The organism is Deltaproteobacteria bacterium, from assembly GCA_016931625.1.
Taxonomy (GTDB): Bacteria; Myxococcota; XYA12-FULL-58-9; order XYA12-FULL-58-9; family JAFGEK01; genus JAFGEK01.
In genome coordinates, this window is the sequence record JAFGEK010000082.1 from 16,545 (window position 1) to 27,466 (window position 10,922).

The following is a 10,922-nucleotide window of genomic DNA, read 5'->3' on the forward strand; positions in this document are numbered from 1 at the left end:
ATACTAATCAGAACTATCTATAAAGCAATAACACTTTTACTATTTAAAATTATTGTTCAGCTTCACGCTTAGCTTTAAAACGCTCAATAAGGCCAGGCAATTTATCAAGTAATTTATTTATACGCCCATCTTTTTCTGGAATAGCCATGACTTCAACACCTGCAGCAGTAAACGCTAAAACTGCAACAGGCCGAACCTTTCCACCACCAGCCGAACCGCTAGCCATACCTTTACCTTTACCTGAGTCTCCTGTTGTTGTCTCACCTTCACCACCACCTCCGCCAGCACCTAAGCCAACACTCAAATGAGAAACCGGTACTAAAGTTACTCCACCAATCTCTAAAGGTGTTCCCACTACTCCATCACTGTTAACCATTGAGGTAAGTTTGTCACCAATAATTTCGACTATCTCTTGCACTTGTTGCATAGTTATTACTCCTTCTTAATTACCAAGTTTTTCAAAACGAACTTTGCCATCTTCAATAACAAGAAAAGCAACTGGAGTAGCCTTAGCCCCACCACCAGCACCAATACCTTCGCCTTTACCTTTACCTTTACAATCTGTTTTTATTTTTGCGTAATGAGCATGATGAAAGCCACCATCACCTTCACCGCTGCCACCACCCGCACCAAAACCAAGTGAAATTTCACATAAGGTCACTACATGGCGGTTGCCAACACTGATTGGCTTAGCCATTACCGCATTGGCTTTTGCCATTCTCTGACATATGATTCACTAAGGTTCTCCATGCCTCTGCCTGTCCTCGCCGACATTTTCGCACAATTTCACTTTCTTGCTGTCGGCTATCCATAAAGTATCCGTAATCCTACTTTTACATTTTACTATTAATATCCAGGCACAGATGGATCGGTTTCAAAATATATTAAATTTTTACTTTTTATTAGGGGACACCCACTAATAACCGCTAGTTACCAAACGCTGTTAATACAATTTCTCGTCGGTCACGTGGACCATCAAATTCACATAAAAAAATATTTTGCCATGTTGAAAGTAATAATTCGCTATCAGCTATTGGTATAGTCACAGAAGGGCCGATAAGACCTGATTTTAAATGCGCATCGCCATTACCATCTTGAGTGTCATGTTGCCATACACCCTGCGGAATGAGTTTGCGCAACAAAGTAATAACATCACTCTGTACTGACTTATCCCAATTTTCTTGAATCATTATGGCAGCTGTTGCGCCACGTACATAGACATTTACTAAGCCACAGATGATGTCAGTCACCGCAACAAAATCGCGGACTTCACTAGTAATATCATACAAACCTTCTCGATTAGTGGTTTTAACTTTAATAGTCTTTCGCATGAGTGTAGTCTCAATTTGTTTAATTTTCTATAGCACGATAGGTTCCATTGGTTTTCTGCATTTGTTGACGTTGCATAACAAAAATAATGCGTCGACCTTTACGCTCTACGGTAACCGCAACTTGGCTTTTAGGTTTGCCACGTAATTTCATAACCACATCACCCAAATTTTTATTAAGCATATCGTCATCATCTACTGCAACTATCAGATCACCACTTTGCATACCAGCATTTGCGGCGGCACCACCATTAATCACTTTAACCACTCGCGGCCCATCAGTAGCAATATTTATTTCAAGACCGACACCAGTAAAGTCACCAGGAAACCCATCGATGATGCGGGTACGACATGCTGGCACAAAAAATAATACACTGATTATACAAATATCTATTGGCAGATGATAATATCTTAGGCTAATCGTTTGCATACGACGCCTTAACAGTTTTAAGGCTGTAAACATTGCCATTGCTATTAGCCCCTTGGATGGCAAGATTCGATTATTTATTAAAATGCTGATGTAAACGCTCAGCAACTGGTTTTGGGACTACTCCTGAAACATCACCTTGAAAACGAGCAATCTCGCGCACTAATTGGCTAGACACATAAAAATGGTCTTCGCCGGTCATCATAAACACCGTCTCAATATTTGGGCCTAAGCGCCTATTCATATGAGCCATCTGAAATTCAAATTCAAAATCAGATACTGCCCGCAAACCTCGTAATATTGCGGCAACGCCACGACTGCGTGCAAAATCAACAAGTAATCCATCAAATGCTACAACTTCGACTTTGCTATTTGTACCAATTGTTTCTTTAATCATCATTACTCGTTCTTCTGGTGAAAAAAGCTGTTGCTTTCTAATATTGGTAGCAACACCAACTATTAATCGATCAAAAACTTTTAATCCTCGTTCAATTATATTGATATGCCCGTTAGTTATTGGATCAAAAGATCCAGGATATAGTGCAAGAGTAGATTCATGCATTGGTTTCATGCCTCAAAAAAGCTAAGTGCTACATCTCCAAACTCACGTGTTTCTTTATATTTCAGTACATCAGGTGCATAAGGTGGTAGTCTTTTGCCTAGATGTTCGCATACGATAAGAGCATTTGGAAGCAGCAAATTTTGTTTCACTAGTTCTATTAAGCTCGCTTCAATTAAATTTTGGGCAAACGGAGGATCAAGAAACACCAAATTGAAACTAAATTGCAACGAAGCAAAATGAGTTAATGCACGCAATGCATCCATAATAAAAAGTTCAACACCAGGTAGCGCTACGGTGGCGATATTACGTTTGAGTACTGGATATACCTTGCGAGAATGCTCAACTAAAGTGACTTTTTGGGCACCACGTGACAACGCTTCAAGACCTAAAGCGCCTGTACCTGCAAAAAGGTCTAATACATGTGCACCTTCAATTTGCATGGCTAGAATAGAAAATAATGATTCTCGTACCCGATCAGGTGTAGGTCTCGTATCCATGCCTTTAGGAGCAATAAGATGACGACCGCGCGCTATACCAGCAATAATTCGCACTATACTAATGTCGTGCATGCCCTCATAATTACGCAAGCTTTTTTAAACAAAATATTAAAACTCAATAATTATTACAAAACTCTTATAGCTCGACTTGACATAGCCTATCAGCATCGACAATGAACCAATTAAATACTTTATTTTTTTGGAGGTATTGCCATGAGCTATAACGTCAGACGCCTTATACTAATAGCTTCCGCTTTAGTTTTAAGTGCGTGCGTGACCAGGGGTGAAATCGAAGAAATTAAAAAAAATCAAGAAAAAATTCTAGCAAAACTTGATTCCTTATCACGTGCTGGCGCAGCTCAACAGCGACCACAGCGTCCTCGTGGGCCTGATCGTGATACGGTATATTCTGTGCCAATTGATAATTCACCGGTAAAAGGTCCCAATGATGCTTTAGTAACCCTAGTAATCATTTCTGAATTTCAATGCCCCTTTAGTAAACGGGCAACAGCTACGCTTGAAGAAATTGAAAAAACGTATAGTAATGACATACGTTTTGTTTTTAAACATAACCCACTACCTTTTCATAATAGAGCCCTACCAGCAGCCAACGCTGCCACTTGTGCCAACGAACAGGGTAAATTCTGGAAAATGCACGACTTGCTATTTGCTGAACAGCAAAGCCTTGATGATGCGGGACTTGAAGCCAAAGCTAAAACAATTGGGCTAAATATCGATAAATTTAAAAACTGCCTATCATCAAATAAATACAGCAATCAAATCAAATCTGATCAGACTTTAGCAGTTAGGCTCGGCGCCCGCGGCACACCAGCCTTTTTCATTAATGGAAAATTTCTATCGGGTGCTCAACCCTTCCCAGCATTTAAGGCACTCATTGATGCTGAGCTAAAAAAAGCAAAAGACAGCGGTGTGGCTAAGAGCGAATACTACGAAAAACAAATCGTCGAAAAAGGCAAAAAATCTTTGTAAATTCAGTGGCATTGAACAACTTATGCTGGCTAGTCGCTACTAAATTTGCAACAATGAACATGACCAAATAATATTGATCATGTTCATTGTCTTGCATGAAGACGCTTCAAGAGGTAAACCCCTAATAGCATGACCATATATTTGCACGGTGGTTGGTATAAATCAGGGCTTAAAGGCGGACTTCGTAATGAAGTCCTTGATGGAGCCATGGATACTGCTGGCCTACTCCATCGTGCGGGGCTTAGTCCCGAGTTGGTTTCTCGTCTGGCGTTGCGTGTTCGCAGTTTAGTGCGTTTAGGTGAAAATACCGACGCGCCATTTGGTAGCCGTGAGCGAGATTTTGTAGCTGATCGTTTAGAATCGATTGCAGGTGATTCGGCAGAAATTATTAGCTTTATTGCTGATTGTCTTGACAATATTAAAAACTATGCCGAACTTGCAGCTTTTTATCTACACCTGGTTCATATTGCTCGAATGATGCAGTTGCTTACCTTGGCCAATCTTGGCCCAATGAAACCAACAAATTCTTCTGTCAATAGTGGTCCAGCAATTGGTGTTGGGTTAACTAAAAAAACCAAAAAACAAACTAAATCTCGTTCGATTAAAAAAATAGCTGCCAAAAAGACCGCAAGTAAGAAAAAAATAGTACGCCGTAAAATAAAATCTACTACTATAAAACGATCTCGTTGACGGTGTAATATGTGGCTTAAGCGGCTGCTTGCAATATCGTGGCCCAGACTTGTCGTAATAATATTTTACTGCGTTGCCAATTCAAACTGTAGCCAAGGCGAAAACTCTGATTATTTTGTAGTTCCAGGCACCAAGCTGCTACTTCCGCGACAACCAGGTTGGATACAAGATTATGCTACTACTGATGAAGATCCTACTTATAGTGGTATTGCTTTACGATTAATTCGACAACATAGTGTGACTGGCTCTCCACGCATGGATGTTGTGGTTGACTCAAAAAAGACTAAAAACGTTAAACTCGATGATTTTCTAAAGCAAAACCTACGCGAATTAGCTTTGCTCGAAAAAAACGGTAATATTCGCATCGAAAGCGTTAATAAACAGCCTATAAAAATTAACAATCAAAAAGGTTATCGTGTCAGACATGAGTACATCTTGCTTGCTGGTGAAGCAGCCATTACCCAACTCTCGACCTTTATAATATTAGAAGGTCGCGGAATTGCGATTACTGTAGTTGGACGCACAGAATTATATACACCGTTAGCTCGCAATATTGAAGCTATGCTTACTGGCATCAAATTAAATCTACCTCAGCCAAAGGTAAAAGAACCGACCAAGCCAAAAAATCCTCAACCTATTGATCTTGGCAAACTCGGTGGTAACAATAATTAGAAGTTATATTTAGGGATACCCCCTAATTTAAAGTGCGATCTCGTGGTGGCACTACATATAATCCACGACTACGACGTTGTTTTTGCTGACGACGTATTTTTGAAATTAAATATGATGGACGCCATTTGCCAGTAACTAATAAATAACCAGCTATCATACCGCCCACATGAATCGATAAAGTTGCAGCACCAGTTTGAATACCAAAAATTATGACTATCCCTAACAATAAAAACACTAGTGTCTTTGCCCGCATAGGCAAAATAAAACCAAATAATATTTTTGAATCTGCAGAACTAAAAGCCATTGCAACCAGCATTGCATCTAAAGCCGCATCTGGTCCCTGTGCAACACCCAAATCTGTAAAAGGCAAAATGAAATTAAATATATAACTTAAAGGTATAGCCAGTAACGCCGCTCCAATTGAGGATATTGCAAAAAAGCGAATGTAATCGCGTGCACCCCAACGTTGCTCAAACCAATTTCCAAAAAACCACAAAACAATCATACTCAAAATCAGCCCAAACGGTGAACCTTCAACAAATGGGTAAGTAACTAGGCGCCATAATTCACCCGCCAACACGTTATCGATACGAAAATCTAGCATACTGATACCAAAGCCAAACTTTCGCTCACCAATAGAAGCGCCTAGAGAAAGTACTAAAATAGCAATAAGCAAAATTTTCGTAACTGGCCCAACTCCGCCTGAACCTAAATTAAAACTGAAATTTGCTTTGTTAGTTGGCACGATTACTACTTTGCTTGAGTTTTACTATTAGTCAATGAGTTGAACGACTGATTAATTTTTAGGATTATTTAAGGGCTGATTTGGCACACTTGCTTTTGGTGGTCTTGGTGGCCCATCATTACCGCACCAACACCATGGAAGGCTTATTACTGCAATTAAGGCAAATATAATACGAATCCATAAGCGGCGCATATTGCTATAACAAAGCTATTTATAATGCAATTTGTCAAGTATCTTCTTATTAAATCTTCTTATAAAATAGCTTGACGAGTTACTCTACTAACTTCATTAGTGACTGACCTGTATGACAATATGCTCCAATGTTACCCATAATGCGAAATCGAATTGCAGAGCGACGTGAACAGCTTAGGCTGAATAAAACTGAGGCGGCACAACGTGTTGGCACCAGTAAACAACATTATGGCCGATTAGAAGCTGGCATAACCGGTTTAGATGCAGAATGGCTAATAAAACTTGGCAAAGCTTTTGAATGTCGTCCCTTAGATTTAGTTCCAGAGCTTGGCGACATTGAAGCTATGTCTGTACCACTTGTTGGTTATGTTGGAGCTGGAGAAAAAGTATTAAATTTTGATGATGGCGAGCTTGAACGTATAGAACCACCGCCTTTAGAAGCTTCTGTACTGCGCGTACGTGGCGATTCAATGTGGCCAGTTTATCGTGAGGGAGATTTATTATTTTTTATCCCAACCGATACTTTTGACCCCCAAGCATGCCTCTACCGTGATTGTATCCTACAATTAGTCGATGGACTTACTTACGTAAAAAGAATAATACCAGGACCTGACCCTACACTTTTCACCCTAACATCTTATCGAGGTCCAGAGATCATTGGTGTGCAAATACGCTGGGCATCACCAGTTTTATGGATTAAACGCGCCTAAATTCCGCTGCAAAGATTATTACTTTCATTAACTTTCCTTGTTCTCACTTATTTAGTGACATATATAACAATTTTTGTTACGTATATATTCATGAAAACAGGGATGCCAGAAAAACCACCAACAGTTCTATTAGTAGATGATGAAACCGTGGCCTTACGCGTGTTATCCTCAGCGCTTCGCACTTTCTTAGGCTGGGAAGTAATAACTGCGGTTGGTCCAATTGCTGCCGCTGCATTATATGAGAAAGCGGATATAGTAGTTACTGATTGGATCATGCCCAATGGCGGTGGTGCTCGGGTATTAGATGAATGTAAAAAACCTGTACTTGTTGTCAGTTCTGCTGAACATATTAATTATCCGTATCGAATTGATAAGCCAGTGAGTGTGCAATCTTTAGCACAAGCTATTGAGAATCTACTTTTTTTATCTAAACAGCAGTAACCTTAATTTGCCAAAAAGCTGGGCAAATACGCCGCGATCGCGACCCTTATGATAAACGTCGCCAAGTGATTAAATTAACTGAGAAAAACTATAAAATGCATGATGCATATACAAAAGCATCAATAACTATGAATGAACTTTTTTATGATGGTTTATCTTTTGAAGACATTAATCATTTTGAATCATTTCTTAAAAAAATCATTAAGAATCTTGAACAGGCCTTGAAAGCATTATTTTGATTGATTTGTTACTATAATGAACACTATTGGGTTGAAACTTATACGCGGACGTATTATGTGGCGCGCCAAAGTCGGGGCGTAGCTCAGCCTGGTTAGAGCACTTGCTTTGGGAGCAAGGGGTCGCGAGTTCGAATCCCGCCGCCCCGACCAATTGGGTATTTTCCGGGCCATACCGCATCCTTTGCATAGCCATTATCGTAAACAAACGTTAAAATATTTATATCCAGTAAAAAGTCTATTACCTAATTTATGAATATATGATGAAACAATGCCAGTAATTTCAATGTTTTACGGCATAGTAATTCGGCTATTTTCCGTGATAATCGTCAACATCATCGACCACATATTCATGCTGAGTTTCAAGACAAAATTGCTGTCTATGCAATCGATGACGGCGAGGTTATTGAAGGCGAACTTCCCAAAAAACAAGGATAGGCTGGTTGCAGCATGGATTGAAATTCATAGAGATGAGCTTCTTGCTGATTGGAAATTAGCCGTAGAAGGAACGCCAACATTCAAAATAAAAGGACTTGAGTAATGTATAGAGTAACCAAAGTTATAGCTGCAGATGATTGGACTCTTACAGTTACTTTCTCTAGCAATGATATTAAAACTTTTGACATGAAACCATTACTCAACTGTGAAGCCTTTATGCCACTTACCGACTTGACTGAATTTAAACGTGTTCGCAATGGCGGTTATTTTATTGAATGGCCCTGCGGAGCTGACCTCAGTGCCGATACTTTATTTTTAGATGCCAAAATATCTTAATTACCCCCCAACATTTGCAAATGCCAAACGAATGCATTCTTGGGCGCTTTCAAGATCGGCTGCTGATACAATGGTGATTTCTAAATCACCTGTACCGTAATGACCAATCTCGCGCACATCGCGGGCGTTTTTAGGCAGGTTTTTAATCTGTTTGGGATTGAGTTTTAAATACAATATCACTTTTCTCTTTTTAATCTCCATACAGACAAAGTTTTGCGTTAGTTTATATGCAATATAAAACTTCTTTGGTGCCTCGCTCACTTCGCTGGTCCTAACGATGAAAGTACTTTTAAATTTGTTTTTTTTGGGGCCACTCGAGATTGATAAAGATACATAATAATTACCCGCGCAGACGAAGGTACAGCTCTTGAGCTTAGCGTCATGCAGCTACAGGAGAAATACTGCATTCATTCGGTACCCAAAGTCGTTTGTGAATGCTGCCTTTATCGAAGACTACCAGCGAAGACGAAAGAGTTGTACCGAGGACGCGGGCCTTACTTGATTTATGACCTGAATAGTGACAATAGTTTTACATTACCGGTAGCTTATGAATTCTAGCACCGCGTTCATTTACTGAAACAACAGCACCTGCAACCAACTCATTTTCAATACTTGGCACCAGATTACTTACTATTTCAATTAAAAGGTCGCGGGTTACGCGAGCTATGCGAATATGTATTAGAGAAGGTTTTGCATAATGAGGTAGTGTAACTAAGCGAGCAAAATCATTATCAAGCGTAATAACTACCGCATTGCAATCAATTGCATAAGCCAAAATCTCTTCATCAGCAGCACAAGCCATTCCAATGTCAGCCACATGCTCAACTACAAAGCCGCGTTCACGTAGCTCGACTACGGCAGTACGAGGCAAGCCCATATCAAGCACGAGTTTAATCATGCTACCAGGCTATCAAGTGGCACAAACTTATCTTCAGATAGACTTAACGCAGCAAATGACAACGCCTGCCTAATATCTTCAGGCTCAAGCTCAGGGTAATCTTTTTTAATTTCGTCCCAGCTTGGATTATCGGCCAAAATTTCAAGCACACGTTGCACACTAATGCGCATGCCGCGAATGCACGGTTTGCCGCCGAGAACATTTGGCGTTGAAGTAATGCGGTCAAAATTCTGAAACGTCATAAGATTAGAATACAATCTAAATCTGCAAACATAAAGTCTATACCTGGGTTTATTTGCACTAAGGTCGAATTATTTGCCTTTACCCCTAGCCGCCACAAACGCATCTAAATCCGCAGGCTGAACCCTAATAGACCCAATAATTCGTACATGAGGCAAAGCACCAGAATAGCACAATTTGTAAACCGTTTTTGTGCTAATTCCAAGTCGCTGCGCCACATTTTTAACTGTAAGCAGTGCCTCTGGCACTAGCTCAAGTTGTTGCTCAGGCCGCACAACCGGCGCACAAAACTGTGTCATATCTAGTGTAATTGAAGCTAACGTGTGTAAATTATCATCATCAGTAAATCTAGCATTATCAACAGGATACGAGCCAGTACTAACAGGTGTTAAGCCATCAACAACGCCTGTTATTGCTTATAGTAATAATTTCGATAGAGTCATCTTGTGTATAAATTACCCGATATGAGCGGCTTAATTTAATAGAACGTTGACCTTGTCTATCACCTTTAATGGTTGAGTTAGGTATGGGCAATTCGGTATTTTCCGAATACCTCCCTTACACTTTATTTAAGGTTCTTCTTGAGGGCGTACAGGTTTTAGTGGCCGGTTGCCCGGCGTGTACTTAAGTACACTAACCTTCTCCATCGTTACCAGCCCCTCGGACACCATCTCGCCAAGGATCTCCGTCATGTGCTCGATCTTTTCGACCGAGTCAACGATCTCAATCACGACGGGCAAATCCTCTGACAGCCGCAAAAGGTGTGTCGTATGAAGGACGCTCCGAGCACCAAAACCCGCAACTCCATGAAAGACTGTCGCACCAGCAAAGCCCTCCTTGCGCAGCCGCTCAAGTAAAGCAACGTAAAGCAGTTGATGATGCCATTTGTCTGATTCACCGATGAAAATTCTCACTAAATACTGTTCGCCATTCAGTATACGCATGGGCGATTCCTCTCGATTTTCAAATTAGGCTCCAAGCCACCATCTAGCGCCCGCCCACCCTAACAGACACGCCATAAGGCATGCGATGACTGTAATAAATACATTCGCGATTGCGAGACCCCAGGCACCTTCTTGGATATAACGCATCGTTTCGTAGCTGAATGTCGAGTACGTTGTGAACCCACCCATCATACCGGTAGTCAGTGCTAAACGAAGAGTGGGTGATATCATCACTGTTTCGAGCCCAATGAACATCAAGGCAGCGAGAAAAAATGAGCCTAAGAAGTTAACCGCCAGTGTGCCGTAAGGGAATGCAGAACCCAACGCTCTAATCACCCATTTCGACACGAGATAGCGAGTACCGCCACCAACTGCACTTGCGAAACATATCCAAAGAAATCGTTCCATCACCTCTCCATTGCGCTGACTCTTAGTCTCATTTTTCACTTTTATCGAGACTGGATTTCTACTTTCGTAGGAATGACGAGAAGTTACGTAAAACTCTCTACGTCATGCCCTCGAAAGAGGGCATCCAGTAAAGCCTAATAAAATCGATCAATTACAGAGATGAGATCA

Annotated in this window: 20 protein-coding genes, 1 tRNA gene and 1 pseudogene; 8 read left to right on the top strand and 14 right to left on the bottom strand. The window is 40.7% G+C overall.

Annotated features, from left to right (window positions below; genetic code table 11):
* Positions 1-49: 49 nt before the first annotated feature.
* The 6 genes from JW841_07685 to rsmD form a co-directional block, all read right to left on the bottom strand.
* Positions 50-427 (bottom strand): sporulation protein, encoded by a 378-nt coding sequence (locus JW841_07685; protein ID MBN1960814.1) that lies wholly within the window; start codon positions 425-427, stop codon positions 50-52.
* Positions 428-442: 15 nt separating this feature from the next.
* Complete coding sequence (locus JW841_07690) at positions 443-718, bottom strand: GerW family sporulation protein (GenBank protein MBN1960815.1); 276 nt, start codon at positions 716-718, stop codon at positions 443-445.
* 208 nt (positions 719-926) lie between these two features.
* Complete coding sequence (locus tag JW841_07695; protein ID MBN1960816.1) at positions 927-1,331, bottom strand: YjbQ family protein; 405 nt, start codon at positions 1,329-1,331, stop codon at positions 927-929.
* Positions 1,332-1,350: 19 nt separating this feature from the next.
* Positions 1,351-1,797, bottom strand: a complete 447-nt coding sequence (locus JW841_07700; GenBank protein ID MBN1960817.1) for a PDZ domain-containing protein — start codon at positions 1,795-1,797, stop codon at positions 1,351-1,353.
* Positions 1,798-1,828: 31 nt separating this feature from the next.
* Positions 1,829-2,317, bottom strand: coding sequence for a pantetheine-phosphate adenylyltransferase (gene coaD / locus JW841_07705; protein ID MBN1960818.1), 489 nt, complete (start codon positions 2,315-2,317; stop codon positions 1,829-1,831).
* 5 nt (positions 2,318-2,322) lie between these two features.
* On the bottom strand, positions 2,323-2,886 hold the full coding sequence (gene rsmD, locus JW841_07710; protein MBN1960819.1) for a 16S rRNA (guanine(966)-N(2))-methyltransferase RsmD: 564 nt from the start codon (positions 2,884-2,886) through the stop codon (positions 2,323-2,325).
* Positions 2,887-3,027: 141 nt separating this feature from the next.
* Between rsmD and JW841_07715 the strand changes: the two genes are divergently transcribed.
* The 3 genes from JW841_07715 (at position 3,028) to JW841_07725 (ending at position 5,166) form a co-directional block, all read left to right on the top strand.
* Positions 3,028-3,804: a DsbA family protein gene (locus JW841_07715; GenBank protein ID MBN1960820.1), complete on the top strand. Its 777-nt coding sequence runs from the start codon at positions 3,028-3,030 to the stop codon at positions 3,802-3,804.
* Between the two features lie 129 nt (positions 3,805-3,933).
* Complete coding sequence (locus JW841_07720; GenBank protein MBN1960821.1) at positions 3,934-4,494, top strand: hypothetical protein; 561 nt, start codon at positions 3,934-3,936, stop codon at positions 4,492-4,494.
* Positions 4,495-4,503: 9 nt separating this feature from the next.
* The gene (locus tag JW841_07725; protein ID MBN1960822.1) at positions 4,504-5,166 is read left to right on the top strand and encodes a hypothetical protein; all 663 of its coding nucleotides are present in this window, start codon (positions 4,504-4,506) and stop codon (positions 5,164-5,166) included.
* 22 nt (positions 5,167-5,188) lie between these two features.
* Here the strand turns inward: JW841_07725 and JW841_07730 are convergent, their stop codons facing one another.
* Positions 5,189-5,911 carry a rhomboid family intramembrane serine protease gene (locus tag JW841_07730; protein MBN1960823.1) on the bottom strand — a complete coding sequence of 241 codons (723 nt, stop codon included), beginning with the start codon at positions 5,909-5,911 and terminating at the stop codon, positions 5,189-5,191.
* 51 nt (positions 5,912-5,962) lie between these two features.
* Positions 5,963-6,103: a hypothetical protein gene (locus JW841_07735; GenBank protein MBN1960824.1), complete on the bottom strand. Its 141-nt coding sequence runs from the start codon at positions 6,101-6,103 to the stop codon at positions 5,963-5,965.
* Positions 6,104-6,243: 140 nt separating this feature from the next.
* On the opposite strand from JW841_07735, the gene JW841_07740 reads away from it, so the two are divergent.
* The 5 genes and pseudogenes from JW841_07740 (at position 6,244) to JW841_07760 (ending at position 8,264) form a co-directional block, all read left to right on the top strand.
* Entirely contained in the window at positions 6,244-6,813 is a 570-nt protein-coding gene (locus JW841_07740) for a helix-turn-helix domain-containing protein (GenBank protein MBN1960825.1), read from the top strand.
* Positions 6,814-6,903: 90 nt separating this feature from the next.
* A complete protein-coding gene (locus JW841_07745) occupies positions 6,904-7,254 on the top strand; it encodes a hypothetical protein (GenBank protein MBN1960826.1) in 351 nt (116 codons plus the stop codon).
* Between the two features lie 311 nt (positions 7,255-7,565).
* A tRNA-Pro gene (locus JW841_07750) sits at positions 7,566-7,643 on the top strand.
* Positions 7,644-7,761: 118 nt separating this feature from the next.
* Positions 7,762-8,031, top strand: a pseudogene (locus JW841_07755) (DUF4160 domain-containing protein).
* Positions 8,031-8,264: a DUF2442 domain-containing protein gene (locus JW841_07760; GenBank protein MBN1960827.1), complete on the top strand. Its 234-nt coding sequence runs from the start codon at positions 8,031-8,033 to the stop codon at positions 8,262-8,264. Before JW841_07755 ends, JW841_07760 begins: the two are co-directional and overlap by 1 nt.
* On the opposite strand, the gene JW841_07765 is transcribed toward JW841_07760, so the two are convergent.
* The 6 genes from JW841_07765 to crcB form a co-directional block, all read right to left on the bottom strand.
* Complete coding sequence (locus JW841_07765; GenBank protein ID MBN1960828.1) at positions 8,265-8,465, bottom strand: hypothetical protein; 201 nt, start codon at positions 8,463-8,465, stop codon at positions 8,265-8,267.
* A gap of 328 nt (positions 8,466-8,793) precedes the next feature.
* Positions 8,794-9,162 (bottom strand): DUF5615 family PIN-like protein, encoded by a 369-nt coding sequence (locus JW841_07770; protein MBN1960829.1) that lies wholly within the window; start codon positions 9,160-9,162, stop codon positions 8,794-8,796.
* Complete coding sequence (locus JW841_07775) at positions 9,159-9,404, bottom strand: DUF433 domain-containing protein (protein ID MBN1960830.1); 246 nt, start codon at positions 9,402-9,404, stop codon at positions 9,159-9,161. Before JW841_07775 ends, JW841_07770 begins: the two co-directional genes overlap by 4 nt.
* Positions 9,405-9,473: 69 nt before the next feature.
* A complete protein-coding gene (locus tag JW841_07780) occupies positions 9,474-9,701 on the bottom strand; it encodes a helix-turn-helix domain-containing protein (GenBank protein ID MBN1960831.1) in 228 nt (75 codons plus the stop codon).
* Positions 9,702-9,971: 270 nt separating this feature from the next.
* Positions 9,972-10,346 carry a DUF190 domain-containing protein gene (locus JW841_07785; protein MBN1960832.1) on the bottom strand — a complete coding sequence of 125 codons (375 nt, stop codon included), beginning with the start codon at positions 10,344-10,346 and terminating at the stop codon, positions 9,972-9,974.
* Positions 10,347-10,370: 24 nt separating this feature from the next.
* Positions 10,371-10,754: a fluoride efflux transporter CrcB gene (gene crcB, locus JW841_07790; GenBank protein MBN1960833.1), complete on the bottom strand. Its 384-nt coding sequence runs from the start codon at positions 10,752-10,754 to the stop codon at positions 10,371-10,373.
* Positions 10,755-10,922: the final 168 nt, after the last annotated feature.

Coding starts and splice junctions, on each gene's coding strand:
- JW841_07740 (MBN1960825.1), top strand. CDS start 6,244: ATGCGAAATCGAATTGCAGAGCGACGTGAACAGCTTAGGCTGAATAAA.
- JW841_07700 (MBN1960817.1), bottom strand. CDS start 1,797: ATGGCAATGTTTACAGCCTTAAAACTGTTAAGGCGTCGTATGCAAACG.
- JW841_07690 (MBN1960815.1), bottom strand. CDS start 718: ATGGCAAAAGCCAATGCGGTAATGGCTAAGCCAATCAGTGTTGGCAAC.
- JW841_07770 (MBN1960829.1), bottom strand. CDS start 9,162: ATGATTAAACTCGTGCTTGATATGGGCTTGCCTCGTACTGCCGTAGTC.
- JW841_07685 (MBN1960814.1), bottom strand. CDS start 427: ATGCAACAAGTGCAAGAGATAGTCGAAATTATTGGTGACAAACTTACC.
- JW841_07765 (MBN1960828.1), bottom strand. CDS start 8,465: ATGGAGATTAAAAAGAGAAAAGTGATATTGTATTTAAAACTCAATCCC.
- JW841_07695 (MBN1960816.1), bottom strand. CDS start 1,331: ATGCGAAAGACTATTAAAGTTAAAACCACTAATCGAGAAGGTTTGTAT.
- JW841_07735 (MBN1960824.1), bottom strand. CDS start 6,103: ATGCGCCGCTTATGGATTCGTATTATATTTGCCTTAATTGCAGTAATA.
- JW841_07780 (MBN1960831.1), bottom strand. CDS start 9,701: ATGACACAGTTTTGTGCGCCGGTTGTGCGGCCTGAGCAACAACTTGAG.
- rsmD (MBN1960819.1), bottom strand. CDS start 2,886: ATGCACGACATTAGTATAGTGCGAATTATTGCTGGTATAGCGCGCGGT.
- JW841_07715 (MBN1960820.1), top strand. CDS start 3,028: ATGAGCTATAACGTCAGACGCCTTATACTAATAGCTTCCGCTTTAGTT.
- JW841_07725 (MBN1960822.1), top strand. CDS start 4,504: ATGTGGCTTAAGCGGCTGCTTGCAATATCGTGGCCCAGACTTGTCGTA.
- coaD (MBN1960818.1), bottom strand. CDS start 2,317: ATGCATGAATCTACTCTTGCACTATATCCTGGATCTTTTGATCCAATA.
- JW841_07745 (MBN1960826.1), top strand. CDS start 6,904: ATGAAAACAGGGATGCCAGAAAAACCACCAACAGTTCTATTAGTAGAT.
- JW841_07785 (MBN1960832.1), bottom strand. CDS start 10,346: ATGCGTATACTGAATGGCGAACAGTATTTAGTGAGAATTTTCATCGGT.
- JW841_07775 (MBN1960830.1), bottom strand. CDS start 9,404: ATGACGTTTCAGAATTTTGACCGCATTACTTCAACGCCAAATGTTCTC.
- JW841_07760 (MBN1960827.1), top strand. CDS start 8,031: ATGTATAGAGTAACCAAAGTTATAGCTGCAGATGATTGGACTCTTACA.
- JW841_07720 (MBN1960821.1), top strand. CDS start 3,934: ATGACCATATATTTGCACGGTGGTTGGTATAAATCAGGGCTTAAAGGC.
- crcB (MBN1960833.1), bottom strand. CDS start 10,754: ATGGAACGATTTCTTTGGATATGTTTCGCAAGTGCAGTTGGTGGCGGT.